The sequence below is a fragment of the Thermocrinis ruber genome (genome assembly GCF_000512735.1).
In the GTDB taxonomy this organism is placed as follows: domain Bacteria; phylum Aquificota; class Aquificia; order Aquificales; family Aquificaceae; genus Thermocrinis; species Thermocrinis ruber.
In genome coordinates this window covers 651,979-667,791 of sequence record NZ_CP007028.1, presented here as the reverse complement: position 1 = coordinate 667,791, position 15,813 = coordinate 651,979, and the positions used below count along the sequence as shown (strand labels likewise).

Annotated in this window: 19 protein-coding genes, 2 tRNA genes and 1 CRISPR repeat array (1 of these 22 only partly in view); of the genes, 14 read left to right on the top strand and 7 right to left on the bottom strand. The window is 45.6% G+C overall.

All coding sequences use genetic code 11. The features are described 5' to 3' along the window. Positions 1-8: 8 nt before the first annotated feature. From guaA to THERU_RS08445, 14 genes are all read left to right on the top strand, one after another. Complete coding sequence (gene guaA / locus THERU_RS03650; protein ID WP_025305920.1) at positions 9-1,535, top strand: glutamine-hydrolyzing GMP synthase; 1,527 nt, start codon at positions 9-11, stop codon at positions 1,533-1,535. Further along, positions 1,532-2,077, top strand: coding sequence for a diacylglycerol/polyprenol kinase family protein (locus THERU_RS03645; protein ID WP_025305919.1), 546 nt, complete (start codon positions 1,532-1,534; stop codon positions 2,075-2,077). The genes guaA and THERU_RS03645 overlap by 4 nt, the downstream gene beginning before the upstream one ends. Before the next feature lie 132 nt (positions 2,078-2,209). Further along, positions 2,210-2,806, top strand: a complete 597-nt coding sequence (locus THERU_RS03640; protein WP_025305918.1) for a hypothetical protein — start codon at positions 2,210-2,212, stop codon at positions 2,804-2,806. 66 nt (positions 2,807-2,872) lie between these two features. Then, complete coding sequence (gene gatB, locus THERU_RS03635; protein WP_025305917.1) at positions 2,873-4,288, top strand: Asp-tRNA(Asn)/Glu-tRNA(Gln) amidotransferase subunit GatB; 1,416 nt, start codon at positions 2,873-2,875, stop codon at positions 4,286-4,288. Further along, the gene (gene rpiB, locus THERU_RS03630) at positions 4,285-4,731 is read left to right on the top strand and encodes a ribose 5-phosphate isomerase B (RefSeq protein WP_025305916.1); all 447 of its coding nucleotides are present in this window, start codon (positions 4,285-4,287) and stop codon (positions 4,729-4,731) included. Before gatB ends, rpiB begins: the two co-directional genes overlap by 4 nt. 22 nt (positions 4,732-4,753) lie before the next feature. Continuing rightward, entirely contained in the window at positions 4,754-5,194 is a 441-nt protein-coding gene (locus tag THERU_RS03625) for a F0F1 ATP synthase subunit B family protein (protein WP_025305915.1), read from the top strand. Further along, complete coding sequence (locus THERU_RS03620) at positions 5,194-5,688, top strand: F0F1 ATP synthase subunit B (protein WP_025305914.1); 495 nt, start codon at positions 5,194-5,196, stop codon at positions 5,686-5,688. The genes THERU_RS03625 and THERU_RS03620 overlap by 1 nt, the downstream gene beginning before the upstream one ends. Then, entirely contained in the window at positions 5,685-6,209 is a 525-nt protein-coding gene (atpH, locus tag THERU_RS03615) for an ATP synthase F1 subunit delta (RefSeq protein ID WP_038532081.1), read from the top strand. The genes THERU_RS03620 and atpH overlap by 4 nt, the downstream gene beginning before the upstream one ends. A 16-nt stretch (positions 6,210-6,225) precedes the next feature. After that, positions 6,226-6,651, top strand: a complete 426-nt coding sequence (ndk, locus tag THERU_RS03610) for a nucleoside-diphosphate kinase (protein WP_025305913.1) — start codon at positions 6,226-6,228, stop codon at positions 6,649-6,651. Next, positions 6,651-6,959, top strand: coding sequence for a hypothetical protein (locus THERU_RS03605; protein ID WP_025305912.1), 309 nt, complete (start codon positions 6,651-6,653; stop codon positions 6,957-6,959). Before ndk ends, THERU_RS03605 begins: the two co-directional genes overlap by 1 nt. Before the next feature lie 10 nt (positions 6,960-6,969). Beyond that, positions 6,970-7,812: a YicC family protein gene (locus THERU_RS03600; protein WP_025305911.1), complete on the top strand. Its 843-nt coding sequence runs from the start codon at positions 6,970-6,972 to the stop codon at positions 7,810-7,812. 26 nt (positions 7,813-7,838) lie between these two features. Beyond that, positions 7,839-7,910 (top strand) — tRNA-Gly (locus THERU_RS03595). 4 nt (positions 7,911-7,914) lie between these two features. Next, a tRNA-Cys gene (locus tag THERU_RS03590) sits at positions 7,915-7,986 on the top strand. Positions 7,987-8,005: 19 nt separating this feature from the next. Then, positions 8,006-8,758 (top strand): sulfite exporter TauE/SafE family protein, encoded by a 753-nt coding sequence (locus THERU_RS08445; protein WP_025305910.1) that lies wholly within the window; start codon positions 8,006-8,008, stop codon positions 8,756-8,758. Here the strand turns inward: THERU_RS08445 and THERU_RS03580 are convergent. The 7 genes from THERU_RS03580 to THERU_RS03550 all read right to left on the bottom strand — a co-directional run bounded on the left by THERU_RS03580 (position 8,733) and on the right by THERU_RS03550 (position 14,994). Further along, positions 8,733-9,353: a 7-cyano-7-deazaguanine synthase gene (locus tag THERU_RS03580; protein WP_025305909.1), complete on the bottom strand. Its 621-nt coding sequence runs from the start codon at positions 9,351-9,353 to the stop codon at positions 8,733-8,735. The genes THERU_RS08445 and THERU_RS03580 overlap by 26 nt on opposite strands. Then, positions 9,350-9,790: a hypothetical protein gene (locus THERU_RS03575; protein WP_169727086.1), complete on the bottom strand. Its 441-nt coding sequence runs from the start codon at positions 9,788-9,790 to the stop codon at positions 9,350-9,352. The genes THERU_RS03580 and THERU_RS03575 overlap by 4 nt, the downstream gene beginning before the upstream one ends. Further along, positions 9,757-9,996 (bottom strand): DUF454 family protein, encoded by a 240-nt coding sequence (locus THERU_RS08295; RefSeq protein ID WP_051402151.1) that lies wholly within the window; start codon positions 9,994-9,996, stop codon positions 9,757-9,759. The genes THERU_RS03575 and THERU_RS08295 overlap by 34 nt, the downstream gene beginning before the upstream one ends. Before the next feature lie 56 nt (positions 9,997-10,052). Further along, a complete protein-coding gene (lon, locus tag THERU_RS03565) occupies positions 10,053-12,428 on the bottom strand; it encodes an endopeptidase La (protein WP_425427076.1) in 2,376 nt (791 codons plus the stop codon). Beyond that, the gene (ftsY, locus tag THERU_RS03560) at positions 12,428-13,795 is read right to left on the bottom strand and encodes a signal recognition particle-docking protein FtsY (protein ID WP_025305905.1); all 1,368 of its coding nucleotides are present in this window, start codon (positions 13,793-13,795) and stop codon (positions 12,428-12,430) included. Before ftsY ends, lon begins: the two co-directional genes overlap by 1 nt. 1 nt (position 13,796) lies before the next feature. Beyond that, entirely contained in the window at positions 13,797-14,666 is an 870-nt protein-coding gene (locus THERU_RS03555; RefSeq protein ID WP_025305904.1) for a F0F1 ATP synthase subunit gamma, read from the bottom strand. Between the two features lie 136 nt (positions 14,667-14,802). Next, on the bottom strand, positions 14,803-14,994 hold the full coding sequence (locus tag THERU_RS03550) for a hypothetical protein (protein WP_025305903.1): 192 nt from the start codon (positions 14,992-14,994) through the stop codon (positions 14,803-14,805). 233 nt (positions 14,995-15,227) lie between these two features. After that, a CRISPR array of direct repeats spans positions 15,228-15,813; the repeat unit is 29 nt; unit sequence GTTCCTAATGTACCGTGTGGAGTTGAAAG; it runs 114 nt beyond the window's last position.

The following is a 15,813-nucleotide window of genomic DNA, read 5'->3' as shown; positions in this document are numbered from 1 at the left end:
ATATTTTTATGCTGAGACCTGTTTTAGTCCTTAACTTTGGTTCCCAGTATGTCCAGCTGATCGCCAGAAGGATAAGGGAGTTAGGAGTTTACAGTCAAATTGTGCCCTTTTATGAGAAGGTAGAAAAACTCCTTGAAAAGAAGCCCTACGCCATTATTCTGTCCGGAGGACCTGCCAGCGTCTATATGCCAAAGGCTCCACTGCCCGACGAAAGACTGTATGAGTTAAACATACCCATCCTTGGCATATGCTATGGACTTCAGGCGATAACCTTTCAGTTGGGTGGTGTTGTGGAAAAGGCACAAAGGCAAGAGTATGGCAGGGCAAAGCTACAGGTTCTGAAGGAAGACCCATTCTTTGAAGGACTACCAACGGGCTTTGATGTGTGGATGAGCCATGCGGACAAGGTCTCCAGACTGCCACCGGACTTTGAAGTTTTGGCAAGCTCGGAAAACTCTCCTTACGCGGTAATCCGGCACAGAGAAAAGCCCATTTATGGCGTTCAGTTCCATCCAGAGGTTGCCCACACCCAGTATGGAAAGGAGATGCTTGCCAACTTTCTCTTCAGGGTGGCAAAGGCAGAAAAGAACTGGCAGATGGAGGACTTTATTGAAAGGAGCATAGAGGAGATAAGGCAAAAGGTAGGAAACAAAAAGGTTATATGTGCCCTCTCTGGCGGTGTGGATTCTACGGTAGCCTTTGCCCTAACTTACAGAGCTATAGGAAACAACCTTTTGGGAATATTTGTGGATCATGGACTTTTAAGAAAGGGCGAAGCCCAAGAGGTGGAGGGCTACTTTAGGGCAATGAACTTTCCCTTCAAGAAGGTGGATGCAAGCCGATTGTTTTTGGAGAGATTGGAAGGTGTGGAAGACCCAGAAGAAAAGAGAAGGATAATAGGCCATACCTTTATTGAGGTCTTTGAAAGGGAGTCAAGGGACTTTGGGGCAGAGCTTTTGCTTCAGGGAACCCTCTATCCCGATGTGGTGGAGAGTGCAGGCATAGAGGGAGCCCAAGTAATTAAGACCCATCACAACGTGGGAGGACTACCAGAGAGGATGTCTTTGGAGCTTTTGGAGCCCTTGAGGGAGCTGTTCAAAGACGAGGTTAGAGAAATAGGGAAGCTTCTGGGGGTTCCCGAGGGCATACTTCGGAGGCATCCGTTCCCTGGTCCCGGTCTTGCCATCAGGATCTTGGGAGAGGTAAAGGAAGAAGACCTAAACATACTCCGGGAGGCGGACGCCATATTCATAGAGGAGCTAAAAAAGTGGGGACTATATGACAAGGTCTGGCAAGCCTTTGCGGTACTGTTGCCAGTAAAGAGCGTGGGGGTGATGGGGGATGTTAGGACCTACGAGAGGGTAGTGGGTCTGAGGGCTGTGGATAGTGTGGATGGCATGACCGCGGACTGGTCTAAACTGCCCTACGAGTTTTTGGACCATGTGATGCGTAGGATCATAAACGAGGTTAAGGGTGTAAATAGAGTAGTGTACGATATATCCTCTAAGCCACCTGCCACCATAGAGTGGGAATGAACGTAGAACTAAGAAGAAAGCTATTTCATGTATTTTCCATCCTCCTGTGGCTTTTGCCACTTGTTTTACTTCCAAAGCCTTTGCTTTTACTATTGTGCCTTTTAGTGATCCTTTTAAATCTTTCGCTGGTTTTTAAGTTAGGCAGAGACCGACTAAAGTCCATATACGATCTAATTTATTACTTTGAGAGGGAAAAGAACCTTGAAAAGCCATCCATTCAAGCCCTCTGGCTAAACTTGGGCGTATTTTTGAGCTTTATTTTCTTCCCAAAAGAATGCAGTGCGGTGGGCGTGGTAATTACCGCAGTGGGAGACGGCTTTGCGGGTATGGTGGGCTACCACTTTGGAAAAACGAAGATAGGAAACAAGAGCCTAGAGGGTGCTTTGGCTTTCTTTGTTAGCACAAGCTTGGTTCTTTTTCCCTTCCTTGGTCCAAAGGCTTTCTTGGTAGCCCTTGCGGGCACATTGGTAGAACTTTTTTCCAAAAGGGTTGATGATAACTTCTTGCTTCCCTTGGTGGGTAGCTTGGTTGCCTGTCTTTAAGGCAGTTTTTAGGACTTTGTTGTTAATATAATTGCCATTATATTAACACTCCTCCCATCCCATCCCTTGACATTTCTGACAACAATTTGCTATCATTTATATCAAGTATCAAACCTTTAAAAGGAGGGTATTATGGATACTGTCAAAATAAAGGCAAGTGAATATGCAAATTTGATAGGGGTATCTCTGAACACCGTCAAGAACCGCATAAGGGCGGGGGTGCTTCCTGGCGAAAAGGGGGAGGACGGCATATGGTATGTCCTTTTAAACAGAGAGGAGTACGAGTTTTTAACCCAGAAGGAGGAAGAAAGAGCCAAGCAAGAGGCCAATCTTTCTTCCAACTTGGAAAAGCTAAAGGCGGGCTTTGAAGGGAGCCTGATAGCCACCTACTTGGAGATGCTTATGCAAAAGGACAGACAAAGGGAAGAACTCTTTCATGAGCTTTCCAGTCTATACACCCTTCTGGCGGTAAAGGAGAAGGAAATAGAACTTCTAAAGAGGGCTTTAGAAGATCGCGAAAAGGAAAAGGCTTTGGTGGAAGAGCTAAGGAAGGAGCTCAAGGAGAAGGAAAAAGAGATCCACAAATTGGAAGGAAAGCTCAAAGAAAAGGAGCTTGAACTGGCACAGAAGGACATAGAAATCCAAAAGCTACTTTTGGAAAAAGAGAGGGAGATGCTCTCCTTGAGGCTTGAACTTGAGCAGTGTAAAAAGCAAAGGGAGACAGAGTGAGTATTGTCCGGTTATGCTGAACATCCACTAGGGCTCCTTCTGAGCCATTCGTTAAAATAAAAAATCATGGAATTTGAACCGGTTATAGGGCTTGAGATCCACGTACAATTGGACACAAAAACCAAAATGTTCTGCTCGTGCCCTGTGGAGTTTGGGGCAGAGCCCAACAGCCTTGTGTGTCCTGTATGCCTCGGTCTGCCAGGTAGTCTTCCCGTGGTCAATAAAAGGGCTGTTGAGTACGCCATAAGGGCAGCTTTAGCCCTCAATTGCAAGGTGCATACCTTTTCTGTTTTTGCCCGGAAGAACTACTTTTATCCGGACCTGCCAAAGGGATATCAAATATCCCAGTATGAACAGCCCTTGGCTACAGATGGATGGGTGGAGGTCAACGGTAGGAAAATTCGCATAAGGAGACTGCACCTAGAAGAGGATGCGGGCAAAAGCATTCACGAGGGCAACAAAACTTACATAGACCTAAACAGGGCTGGCACACCACTTATAGAGATCGTTACTGAGCCAGACATAGACTCTCCAGAGCTTGCAAGGGAATTTTTGGAGGCTCTCAGGAACATACTCCGGTATGCGGGCGTCTCTAAGGCAGATATGGAAAAGGGACAGCTAAGGTGCGACATAAACCTTTCCCTAAGACCTAAAGGCACAAATCAGCTTGGCACAAAGGTAGAAATAAAGAACGTCAATTCCTTTAGGTTTGTTCAAAAGGCAATAGAGAGTGAGATAGAAAGGCAGGTAAAAATTCTCTCTACTGGTGGAAAAATAGTGCAGGAAACCCGCACCTTTGACCCATCCACCGGGCTCACCTATTCCATGAGAACCAAAGAAGAGGCGGAGGACTACAGATACTTCCCGGACCCGGACCTACTACCCTTGGTAATAAAGGAGGAGTGGATAGAAGAGATCAGGGCAACCATGCCCGAACTTCCCAAACAAAGGTATGAAAGGTTTATGAGGGACTATGCCCTTTCTTCCTATGAGGCAAACGTTCTAACGGACTTAAAAGAGCTTGGAGACTTCTTTGAGAAAGCCCTCAGCTTTTACCCTGAAGACCCAAAGCTAACATCCAACTGGCTCTTGAACGACTTTTTGGGACAACTAAGAGACCGTGGGCTGAACCTTGAGGACTCGCCCGTAGACCCAGAAAAGTTTTCCAAATTAATAAAACTCATAAAGGAGGGTGTGCTCTCTTCCAAGCTTGCCAAAGAAGTGCTTGCCCAGATGTTTGAAACTGGAGAGGACCCAGATACGATCGTGGAAAAGAAGGGTCTCAAGCAAATAACCGATGAAAGTTCTCTTAGGGCAATAGTACAAGAGGTCTTAAACGCCCATCCAAAGGAGTACGAAAGGCTCAAAGCAGGAGAAACAAAGCTTATAGGCTTTTTTGTAGGACAGGTGATGAAGGCTACAAAAGGAAAGGCAAACCCTCAACTGGTAAATAAAATCCTCAACGAGGTGCTGTCTCAATGAAAATAGCCATAGGTTCAGACCACGCGGGCTTCAGACTAAAGGAAAAAATAAAAGAGTTTTTGCTATCCAAGGGCTATGAGGTTTTAGACTTTGGAACTAATTCCACTGAATCAACCCATTATCCCATCTTTGCCAAAGAGGTGGCAAGGGCAATCCAAAGAAAGGAGGCGGATTTTGGCATCCTCATCTGCGGAAGCGGTATAGGAATGTGTATAGTTGCCAACAAGTTTAAGGGTATTCGGGCAGCGTTGTGTCTGAACGAATACATGGCACGCATGAGCAGAAGGCACAACAACGCTAACGTACTCTGCCTTGGAGACCGAGTATTGGGAGAAGAGTTAGCCCTTTCCATAGTGTCCGCTTGGCTCAGTGAGGAGTTTGAGGGCGGAAGGCATCAAAAGAGGCTGGAACTCATACAAGAGATAGAAGAAGGTATGTGTTAAAATACCTCTTCAGGAGGCTAAGATGGAAATACAGCAAGCCCTTTATCCGAACGTAACATTGTTCGTGCAAGCTTTCCTTTTTCTAATCTTCCTGTTCATAATAGGGCAGATCCTTGTAAAGCCCTACAGTGCGGTAATAGAGGAGAGGGAGAGTATTACCGCAAAGAACTACGAAGAGGCAAAGAAACTCCAAGAGGAAGCCAGTAAGTTCTTAGAGCTGGCAAAGGAGGAGTTGGAAAAGGCAAGCTTGACCTCCAAAGAGATATTAAACTCTGCCAAGAGGGAAGTGGAAAAGATCAAGGCGGAAAGAATTGCACAGGTGGAAAAGGAAGCCCAGGAGGAGACAGAAAGGGCAGTGGAGGAAATAAGGAAAAAACTTGAAGAAGAAAAACAAAAACTTCAAGAAAGGGTAAAGGACATTGCGGAAGAAATCGTGAGAAAAATAGAAGAGGAGGCGGCGTAATGGCAGAAGGGCACCACACCATAGAGCTAGTTTGGAAGGGGCTCAACATACTGCTCTTTTTGGCGATAGTCTATTACTTTGGTAGAAAGCACATAAGCCAAGCCTTTGAAGGCTTTTTCTCCAAACTAACGGAAGGTCTGGAAAGCTCCGAGAGGGAACTGAAGGAGGCAAAGGAGACCTTAGAAAGGGCAAAGGCAGAGTATGAGGATGCCAAAAGACGCCACCGTGAGCAGATAGAACTCGCCAAGCAAACCGCCCAGCAGATGAAGGAAGAGGAGCTCAAAAAGGTAGAAGAGATTGCAAGCAGGATAAAGGAAAAGGCAAAAGAGACCATTGAGTTGGAGACCAAGAAAGCAAAGGAAGAACTCCTGCGGTTTGGAATGAGGCAGGCAAAGGAGCTTGCCCTCCAAAGGCTATTTCAAGACTTTGAAAACCCAGACATCCAGAAAAAATACGCAGAGAAAATGCTCAGGAAACTGGAGGTACAAAAATGAACAAGGAGCTTTCAAAAAAGCTGGCTAAATCCCTGCTGAGCAAACTTCCTAAAGAAAGGTCTGTTTTGATTCAAGTCAGCGAGTTTCTCGGCTTTGTTTATAGCCTATACCGGAAAGAGAGGCTCTTCAGGGACTTTATACTGAACCCACAAGTTCCCAACGAAAAAAAGGTGGAGTATTTAGTAAGTCTTTCTTCAAAATTTTCCCTGCCCTCGGAAGTAAGGGAGTTTATAAATTACCTGGTGGAGCTCAACGCAATGCCTATGCTGGGAGAAATTAAAAGGCTCTATGATCACGAAGTGGAAAAGCTCCTAAGGCTTTCCAAGGCTTTCATACTCGTTGCCAAAAAGCTTGATGAGAATACCTTAGAGTCCATAAAGTCAAAGGTTCAACAGATCCTCAACAGGGAATTAGAGTTTGAGGTACAAGAGGATCCATCCCTCATAGGGGGCTTTGTGGTGAAGACAAGCGGTTTTGTTTTGGATGCTTCAGTAAAGAGGGCTTTAGAAAAATTAACATAGGAGGTTCCAGATGGCGGTGGAGAGAACCTTGGTAATTGTTAAACCCGATGCCTTTGAAAAGGGAGCAACCGGTAAAATAATAGACAGGTTCCTATCAGAAGGCTTTAGGATTGTTGCCCTCAAGCTTTTCAGGTTCACCACAGAGCAGGCGAAGGGCTTTTACATAGTGCACAAAGACAGACCCTTTTATAGGGAGCTTGTGGAGTTTATGACCTCGGGACCTGTGGTCGCCATGGTTTTAGAAGGAGAGGATGCCATAAGGAGGGTAAGGGAGATCATAGGTCCCACCGACAGCGAGGAAGCAAGGAGGGTTGCTCCAAACTCCATAAGGGCACTGTTTGGAACCGATAAGGGTAAAAATGCGGTGCACGCCTCAGATTCAGTAGAATCCGCCCAGTATGAGATTCCCTTTATATTCTCAAGGTTGGAGATGGTAGAGTGATGTATGACTGGAAGAAATATAAAGAAAAGCTCTTGGCTTTGAGGGAGCTTATTGAAAGGGAAAGACCCTTTGGTGCGGATGTGGATGTTGAGCTTGTGCTTCCAGAGGATCCTCAGTTTAAGCTACATAAGGAAATTCCTTATCTCCTGGTGCGGTTTGAGGTTTCAGAAAACATAACCAAGGAGAGGAAGATAGAGCTCTTTGACTACTACCTGGAAAAGGACACGAACGAGCTTATAAAACTTATAACCGATATGATAGAAGAGTTTGTGGCTGAGTCGGAAAGCTCCGAATACGGCGGTGGCTAACATGCGCAGTATGACAGGGCTCGGAAGGGCTACCGCGGAGGATGAAGAGAGAAAGGTAACAGTTTTTATAAAGACCTTAAACGGGAAGGGACTTGACGTCTCAATAAGGTCCAACATAAACCTTTATGAGTTTGAGTTTGAGGTAAGGAATAAGATAAGGGAGTATCTGCAAAGGGGAACCGTTAGCGTCCTCGTGCAGGTAGAAGCAAAAAAGCCAAAGGGAAACGTGGTAAATCCTGACGCCCTGGTTAGCACTTTCCAGTTTTTTAAAGATTTAGCCCAGCGTTCTGGGTTCAATCTCTCCGATGATATGGCTTTTTACGCCTCTTTAAGGTATGTGGAGATAGCAGAGGAGGAGCTAGAAGAAGAGACCAAAGCACTCATTATTCAGGCATTGACCGACGCACTAAAGGAAGTTGTAAAGAGCAGGGAAGAAGAAGGGGCAAAACTAAAGGAGGACCTTCTTTCTAGGCTGAGGATTATAAGGGAGCACCTAAGAAATATTCTTGAAAACAAGGATAGCATTCTAGAAAGGACAAAGAAAAGGGTTTTGGAGAAGGCAAAGGAGTTAAACCTCCCGGAGGGAAATCCCACCGTTCTCAATGAGATCAGTCTTATCCTTTCAAAGATGGACATAGAGGAGGAAGTAACACGTTTTAAGGTTCATCTTGAGAGGTTTGAAGGACTGTTGGACGCACAGGGAGAGGTAGGAAGGAAGCTGGAGTTTTTGCTCCAAGAGATGCACAGGGAGATAAACACCTTAGGAAACAAAATGCCCGAGCTTTCCCAATGGGTGGTGGAGATAAAAACAGAGGTTGACCGGTTAAAACAGCAGGTGGCAAACATAGAGTAGTGTTATAATATATTCTATATTCTATAGCGGGCGTAGCTCAGAGGTGGAGCGGCTGCTTGCCATGCAGCAGGTCGCGGGTTCGAGTCCCGTCGCCCGCTCTTAGGCAACGTGGCCGAGTGGCTAGGCGAGGGACTGCAAATCCCTTCTACGGCGGTTCGAATCCGCCCGTTGCCTTAAGAAAAATCCACCAACAATGGAAACCTACCTAATACCAATCCTTGCCTCCATCGTAGCTGGTTTTATAAACGCCATAGCTGGCGGTGGAACCCTTATAACCTTTCCCGCTTTGGTCTTTGCAGGCTTAGACCCGCTCTCTGCCAACATAACAAACACCGTAGCCCTATGGCTTGGACCGTTTACCAGTGCCCTGAGCTACAGAAAGACTCTGAGGGAAAACTTCTCTACTCTTAAAACCTTTTTGCCTCCATCCTTGCTTGGTGCCCTGCTTGGTGCCTTTTTGCTCATACACACTCCGTCCGAGACCTTTAAAAAGGCTGTTCCCTTTTTGATAGGTTTTGCCACCCTTCTGCTTGCCTTCAGTGAGTTTATTCTCAAGTTCATAACAAGGCTTGGCAACTCCTCAAAGTTTCTTCCTATCTTGCTTCAGTTTCTCACAGCCATCTATGGGAGCTACTTTGGGGCGGGTATAGGCATAATGATGGCATCCTCTATAGTGCTTTCTGGTGTTTCAAACATGCAACTGACCATAGCCCTCAAGAATTTTTTGGGTTTTGTGATAAACCTTTTGGGTGCCCTTATCTTTTTGTTTAGTGGTAAGGTTGCCTTTAATTTTGTGCTTGTTATGATGCCAGCCTTTATGCTGGGTGGATACTTGGGGGCGGTGGTAGCCAAAAGGTTAAATCAGAGAACCGCCAAAGCGGTGATCGTCGCTTGGGGATTTTTGCTTAGCTTTGTGTTCTTCATAAAGGAATTTGGGCTTCTTTGAAGGCTTCTTCTCTCTCTTTGCACTTTATACATATTCCACAATGAAGGATCTTCCCATTTCGTAAAACTGGATTGACGCAGGAAAAGGTCCGATGCAGTGGAACCCACTTTGAAAATCTCTTTACAACCTCGCCCTTTTCCATGCCAAAAAGGGGAACCTCTACTTTTAACCTTTGCTTTGAACCTTCTGTGATCAGCCTTTCCACCTCTTTAAGGTAGGCAAGGTTGTTATCGGGAAAGGGATACAGTCCCAAACTGCCTATGCTAACGCTTTCTGCCCTCTTTGACAGGGCGTATCCTGCCACTGCAGTTAATAGTGTTAAGTTTCTCAGAGGGATAAACAATTCCTCTTCTGTCTCTATGGCTTTGTACTTTTTATGGTAAGTTTTTAGAGGCAGAACCTTTATAGGCATCAACTTTGAAAACTTTCTTTTTGTCTCTTGCCAGAGCTCAGTAGCTTTCACATACTCAAGCCTTTCCCAGGGCATTCCGCATTTAACATAAACCGGATAGACAACCTGCCCTTCCAAGAGCTTAAGGTATAGAACACACGTGCTTTCCACTCCTCCACTAAAAAGAACAACACTTTTTTTCATGGCTTAACCACCGCCAAATAGACCACCACTAAACCACCCACCAGCAAGGGCAGGGCTACGATGTAGTTAAAAAGGTCGTATCTTTTGTATGCCTTTTCTTTGTCTTGGCTCTTTGGGATGTATACATTCACAAACCAGAAGTTTAGGACCTCCAAGGGCAAAAAGAGGAGCAGTACAATAGGCAGTTTGTAGTTTAACCAGTTTATGTCAAAGCGATATTTAAGTAAATGTAGCATATAAAAGCCCATAGCAAGGGCAAGAACAAAGCCGGCTATCTCAAGGTTTGTCATCCATCGGTAAAAGTTTCTGAGAATGTGCTTGTCGCACTTGGTATCTTTAAAGTTTCCGTAGATCATAAAAAGCCCTAAGGAAGAGGAGGACGCAACCCACAAAAAGACGCCTATCAGGTGGAAGAACTTGGCTGTTGTGTATTCCACTTTGCCACCCTTTTTATGTAAGGATATAGGATTTTACCAATATAGGGAACCCTTTTAATGCGTACTAAGTCCCTTTTTGAAGACCTAACCAAAAAGAAAACAGCCAACAGCACAAAGGGAACCGTTGGAAGCAGTGGCAAAAAGACGCCCAAAACAGCAAGCAGTAGTAAAATCCCAGCAATAGTTCTATAAAGTAACTTTCTCATGTTTGCACGCCAATCATACTTATGCAAAAATGAATATAGCCACAAATAAAAGCCTTTCAAGTTTTCCTTGGGTTAGAAACAAGCGCCTTTTCGAAGACCTGGTCTAGGTCTTTGACAAAGTGAAAGGTCATTTTGTCTCTCACGTAGGCGGGCAAATCTTCCAAAACCTCATCCTTATTCTTCTCCGGAAGGATCACTTCATATATGCCAGCCCTCTTGGCGGCGAGGATCTTCTCCTTTAGCCCACCCACCGGCAAAACCCTTCCGCGCAGTGTAACCTCTCCGGTCATGGCGATGTCAGACCTGACGGGTATATCCGTAAACAGAGAGAGTAGGGCTGTGGCAATGGTAATACCCGCAGAGGGTCCATCTTTGGGCACAGCTCCCTCCGGCACATGTATATGCACATCCCAGTTGGAAAACTCCTCCGGGTTTATTCCGTAATCTTCCGCCTTAGACTTTATGTAAGACATTGCCGCTTGGGCAGACTCCTTCATCACATCTCCAAGGGAACCGGTAAGTATGAGATTGCCCTTGCCTTTGAACCGAGTTGCCTCTATTAGCATGATCTCACCGCCCACCTCCGTCCAAGCGAGACCTATTGCCAAGCCAACCATTGGTGTATCTTCCTTATCTGTAAATCTCTTGGGCACTCCCAAGAACCCTTTAACATCTTGGGCTTTTACCTCAAAGGGTGGCTTTTCGCCCCTTAGCTTTCTGAGGGCAAGCTTTCTTAGGATGGTTCCCAACTGCCTTTGGAGGTTTCTAACTCCAGATTCGCGGGTGTATCCCCTTATAACCTCCAAAAGGGCTTCTTCTTGGAATATAACCTCTCCCTCTTTAAAGCCATGCAAGGGCAAAAGCTTGGGCAACAGGTGATTTTTGGCTATAAATACCTTCTCTTCCTCCGAATAACCAGAGAGGTAGATCACCTCCATCCTATCAAGGAGAGGTCTTGGAATTGTATCCACCCTGTTGGCGGTGCAGATAAAGAACACCTCCGACAGGTCAAAGGGCAAGCCTATGTACAGGTCTGTAAAGGTCTTGTTTTGTTCTGGGTCCAATACCTCCAACAGCGCTGCGGCAGGGTCCCCTTGGAAGGATATGGATATCTTATCCACCTCATCCAGAACGATCAGAGGGTTTTTGGTGCCCGCTTGCTTTATCGCCTGAATAATCCGACCCGGTAGGGCACCCACGTAGGTTCTTCTATGTCCTCTGATCTCCGCCTCATCCCTTATACCACCTAAGGATATTCTCACAAACTTTTTACCCAAGGCTTCCGCTATGGATTTTCCAAGGGATGTTTTGCCCACGCCCGGAGGACCCACAAAGCAGAGGATCTGCACCGCGGTGCTTTTACCTTTTGTAAGCTTCTTAACCGCCAAATACTCTATGATCCGCTCCTTTACCTTCTCTAAGTTGTAGTGATCCCTGTCCAAGATCTGTTGGACCCTTTCTAAGTTGTATCTGTCTTTGGTTTTTTTGTTCCAGGGCAATTCCAAGACCCAATCAAGCCAAGTTCTTATCACTCCAGCCTCCGCAGATTCTGGATGCATTCTCTCCAGCCTCTTTATCTGCTTTTCTATTTCCTCCCGCACCTCTTTTGAAAGCTTCAACTGGGCTAACTTCTTTCTGTAATTCTCTATTTCTTCCTTTTTCTCATCAAGCTCTCCGAGCTCCTCTTGGATAGCTTTTAGCTGTTGCCTGAGGAAGTACTCCCTCTGCTCCTTCTCTATTCTTTCCCTTGCAGTGTTTCTGATCCTGCTCTGGACTTCCAGCATACCCACTTCGTTGGATAGATACTGATGTACCAGCTTTAGCCTTTCGATAGGATCCAAGCTTTCTAAGACCTTCTGGGCTTCGTGGGACTTTATGTCCGAGATGGACGCTACGAGGTCCGCCAGCTTTCCGGGGTCCTCCAACTCCCTTATTACCATCAAGAGGTCCGGTATCACTTGCTTTCCTAGGGCTACTGCCCTATCCAAAAGCTCCTTTACAGCGGAAATGTACGCCCTGTCTTCCCTGCTAAGTTCCTCTGGGTTTATCTCCTTTTCATCTATAGCTTTAACCAACGCCCAGTAGTGGTCCTCCTTTTTGTAGTAATCCTTTATATGCGCCCTCTTTATGCCCTGCACGAGTATTTTTAGCTTTCCTTCCTCCAAAGGTGTCGCCCGGATGATGTGGGCTATAACGCCCATAGAGTAAATGCCTTCTTTGTCTGGCTCCTCCACGCTCTTTTCCTTTTGCAAGACCAAGAGGATTAGCCTGTCCCTTTTGAGGGCGCTCTCTATGGCTCTGACGGAAAAGTCCCTGCCCACAAAGAGAGGAACAACCATGGCGGGAAAGACCACCAGGTCCCTCAGGGGCATGGCGGGCAGTTCAAACTCCTCCGACGGAACCTCCGGCAATTTGAAAAAGTCCTCCATCATCAACTTGTCAGCTCCTCCACAAAGGTTTTTGGATCAAACTCCTGCAAATCTTCCAAACCCTCACCTACCCCCAAAAGCTTTATGGGAATTTTTAACTCACTGCATATGGGCACCACCGCACCACCCTTTGCAGAACCATCCAACTTGGTAAGCACTATACCGCTAACGTCCACCGCCTCCTTAAAGACCTTAGCCTGTGAAAGAGAGTTCTGTCCTATTGTGGCATCTAACACCAAAAGGGTTTCGGTGAGCTCCTCTGGGTAGAACTTCTGAATGACCTGCTTTATTTTCCTTAGTTCCCTGATGAGTGGCTCCTTTGTGTGTAGCCTTCCGGCGGTATCTATTAAAACCACATCGTAGTTTTCTTTCTGAGCCTTTTCCAAAGCCTGATAGACCACCGACGCAGGGTCTGCACCCTCCTCCTTATAGACTATATCCGCTCCGCTCCTCTGAGCCCAAACCTGCAACTGCTCTATTGCTGCAGACCTGAAGGTATCTCCAGCACATAGCAGAACCCTTTTCCCTTGACTTTTGAACCTATAGGCGAGCTTTCCTATGGTGGTGGTTTTTCCAGAGCCGTTGACTCCCAAAAAGAGATAAACCTTGCCTTCCTTTAACTCTCCTTTACAGTTTCCTATGTAGCTCAGCAACTTCTCCCTCAGCACAGGTAATAGTTCTTCCCAAGTTTTTATGTTCTTTCTTATAGCTTCCTTTCTTAGCTCCTCCACCAGTTGCTCCGCAGTCTTTACTCCAATGTCTGCTCTTATGAGCCTCTCTTCAAGCTCTTCCAACAGCTCCTCATCCACCTTTCTCCCTGCAAAGATAACGCCAAACTCAAGGAGTTCCCTCGTTTTTCTTAAACCTTTGCGGAGCCTCTCCAAAAAGCCCTCTTTTTTTACCTCTACAAGACCGAGCTTTTTCTTTATCTCCAAAATGTGTTCTTCCAACTCCTTCTTTTGGATTTCGTTTGCCAGCTTAAAAGCCCTCTCAAAAAACTCAAGGCTTTCTTTGGGCTGTGCCTCCTTCAAAAGCATCCCAGCCCTATAGAGGCTCTCATAGTCTCCCACCTTGGAGTACTCCTCCACCGCCTTTTGGATCTCTCCCACCTTTTCGTAGAGAAGTGCCCTTTCTTTGGCGGTGGCTAAGTTTTTGTCGTAGTATTCCACCAGTTGGTAGGCATAGTAATATTTGCCCTCCTCCATGTAAAGCTTAAAGAGAATGGGTCTTAGTTCAGGGTCTTCTTTGAATCTTTCTAAGATTTCTATAGCCTTGTCCTTTTTACCCTTTTCTATGAGCTTAAGAATGGCAGATTTATCTCCCTTTTCCGCTAACTTCTCCTCTTCTGACTTTTTGAAAAAGCCAAACATTTCACTTCATAGCTTCCACTGCGTTGACTATATCTATAAGCTCGTAGGTTATGGACTCTTGCCTTACCTTGTTGAAGATCAAGGTCCATGTCCTTATAAGTTCGTCCGCGTTGCGGGTAGCATTATCCATAGCCACCATCCGGGCAAAGTGCTCCGCTGCGTTGGACTCAAGCATAGCCCTGTACAGTTGATAGTTCAAATAAAGGTCAATGAGCTTGTTTATGAAGGTTTCCGCATCTACCTCAAACTCGTAGGAACTATAGTCTTGCTCTTTTTGCTCTATCCTTTCAAAGGGCAAGAACCTTCTAACTACAGGTTTGTAGCTTGCCCTTGTGATCATTTCATTGTTTATTAGATACACTCCGTCTGTCTCCTTGTTTTGGTATCTTTGCCGGACTAACTCGCCCACCTCTTTGACCACTTCAAAGTTAATTTCCTTTCTAAAGACCTCCTCGTAAGCCTTTAGAACCTTCCAGCTTCTCTTTTGGAAGTATTGAGCACCCTTGCGTCCTATGAGTATGAGGGATACCTTTATGCCATTCTGATTTTTTTCTGCGATAAGCTCTTCTGCTTTCTTTATTGCGTTTGAGTTGAAGGCACCAGCCAAACCTTTATCTGCAGTTATAAGGATGATATCAACCTTTCTTTCCTCTCTAACCTCCAAAAGGGGATGCGCGCTCATATCCACATGGGCAGAAAGATGAGCAAGCACCTCGTAAAGCCTTTCTGAGTAAGGTCTTGAGGCGTATATTGCCTCCTGAGCCTTTCTCAGCTTGGCGGCGGAGACCACCTTCATAGCGTTGGTGATCCTTCTGGTGTTCTTTATACCTTGGATCTTTCTTCTTATATCCCTCGGAGAAAGCTTTGGCATGGCATTTAAATTATAACACAGACTCCTTCCCTCTGCTACTTTGTGTTATAATTCTAAATAGCCTACGTAAGGGAGCTTGAGGGTCCCACGAGGACCCTTGTCAACTTGGCAACTGAATAAGGAGGGTGTAGTCTTCCTAAGTGAGATAGTCCTCTGCCTTTACAACTCCACCGTATTTTTGCTTGTATTCTTCCAACTCCCTTAGCTTTTGGACGATGAGTTCTCCCATGGACATTTTCTTGGTTATGGCTTCTATGCGCAGGGCTTGATGCACATCGGAAGGTAGCAAAATTGTGGTTTTTACCACTTTCTTCTTTTTGCATCCCATAGGTTTTAATTATATACTCTCGCCGTAAAACCGTAAAGCCGTAATTATGTAATGCCGTAATGCCGTAATTATGGTCAGTGGCGGAAAACATTGAGAGACAGGGATTTAAATTTGATAATAGCAGACTCAACTTTGCATGATCTCGGATTTCGGAAAATTAACTTCATTTGAAAGGGGTGCCCTCTTGACAAAATTATTGATATGTCTTATCTTAGTTAATGCGGTCGTTTGGGGTTCCTAATGTACCGTGTGGAGTTGAAAGTAACCGCCCAAATCTCAAGTTTAGCCACCTCTAACAGTTCCTAATGTACCGTGTGGAGTTGAAAGTTTTAAGGAGGTGCAGGCTATGGAAAGGAATATTAGCGTTCCTAATGTACCGTGTGGAGTTGAAAGATCATACTCCGCCATGCTTCCTGGTCAACCAAAGTGTATGTTCCTAATGTACCGTGTGGAGTTGAAAGAAGTGTGTTCTTATCTTTGTTTTTTGTTATTGTGGGTGGTTCCTAATGTACCGTGTGGAGTTGAAAGAAAGTAATGGTTTAGGTAGGTAAAGAAACGTGTTGCGGTGTTCCTAATGTACCGTGTGGAGTTGAAAGTCTTAACCTTCTTTAGGTAAGCCCTCATCCTCCGAAGGAAGGTTCCTAATGTACCGTGTGGAGTTGAAAGGTGCTTTTTTCTTTGTTGTTCTTATCTCCTTTGTCTGGTTCCTGTTCCTAATGTACCGTGTGGAGTTGAAAGATATGGTCCCCCAGTTGGGTCTGGCTGGTGGATGGTGTTCCTAATGTACCGTGTGGAGTTGAAAGATACGGTCCCCCAGTT

What these genes read in the sequence shown, in the direction of transcription:
- THERU_RS08445 (WP_025305910.1), top strand. Translation starts at nt 8,006, where the DNA reads ATGGAAACCTACCTAATACCAATCCTTGCCTCCATCGTAGCTGGTTTT.
- lon (WP_425427076.1), bottom strand. Translation starts at nt 12,428, where the DNA reads ATGATGGAGGACTTTTTCAAATTGCCGGAGGTTCCGTCGGAGGAGTTT.
- THERU_RS03550 (WP_025305903.1), bottom strand. Translation starts at nt 14,994, where the DNA reads ATGGGATGCAAAAAGAAGAAAGTGGTAAAAACCACAATTTTGCTACCT.
- THERU_RS03555 (WP_025305904.1), bottom strand. Translation starts at nt 14,666, where the DNA reads ATGCCAAAGCTTTCTCCGAGGGATATAAGAAGAAAGATCCAAGGTATA.
- gatB (WP_025305917.1), top strand. Translation starts at nt 2,873, where the DNA reads ATGGAATTTGAACCGGTTATAGGGCTTGAGATCCACGTACAATTGGAC.
- ftsY (WP_025305905.1), bottom strand. Translation starts at nt 13,795, where the DNA reads ATGTTTGGCTTTTTCAAAAAGTCAGAAGAGGAGAAGTTAGCGGAAAAG.
- THERU_RS03580 (WP_025305909.1), bottom strand. Translation starts at nt 9,353, where the DNA reads ATGAAAAAAAGTGTTGTTCTTTTTAGTGGAGGAGTGGAAAGCACGTGT.
- THERU_RS08295 (WP_051402151.1), bottom strand. Translation starts at nt 9,996, where the DNA reads ATGAGAAAGTTACTTTATAGAACTATTGCTGGGATTTTACTACTGCTT.
- THERU_RS03645 (WP_025305919.1), top strand. Translation starts at nt 1,532, where the DNA reads ATGAACGTAGAACTAAGAAGAAAGCTATTTCATGTATTTTCCATCCTC.
- atpH (WP_038532081.1), top strand. Translation starts at nt 5,685, where the DNA reads ATGAACAAGGAGCTTTCAAAAAAGCTGGCTAAATCCCTGCTGAGCAAA.
- guaA (WP_025305920.1), top strand. Translation starts at nt 9, where the DNA reads ATGCTGAGACCTGTTTTAGTCCTTAACTTTGGTTCCCAGTATGTCCAG.
- THERU_RS03600 (WP_025305911.1), top strand. Translation starts at nt 6,970, where the DNA reads ATGACAGGGCTCGGAAGGGCTACCGCGGAGGATGAAGAGAGAAAGGTA.
- THERU_RS03625 (WP_025305915.1), top strand. Translation starts at nt 4,754, where the DNA reads ATGGAAATACAGCAAGCCCTTTATCCGAACGTAACATTGTTCGTGCAA.
- rpiB (WP_025305916.1), top strand. Translation starts at nt 4,285, where the DNA reads ATGAAAATAGCCATAGGTTCAGACCACGCGGGCTTCAGACTAAAGGAA.
- THERU_RS03640 (WP_025305918.1), top strand. Translation starts at nt 2,210, where the DNA reads ATGGATACTGTCAAAATAAAGGCAAGTGAATATGCAAATTTGATAGGG.
- THERU_RS03620 (WP_025305914.1), top strand. Translation starts at nt 5,194, where the DNA reads ATGGCAGAAGGGCACCACACCATAGAGCTAGTTTGGAAGGGGCTCAAC.
- THERU_RS03605 (WP_025305912.1), top strand. Translation starts at nt 6,651, where the DNA reads ATGTATGACTGGAAGAAATATAAAGAAAAGCTCTTGGCTTTGAGGGAG.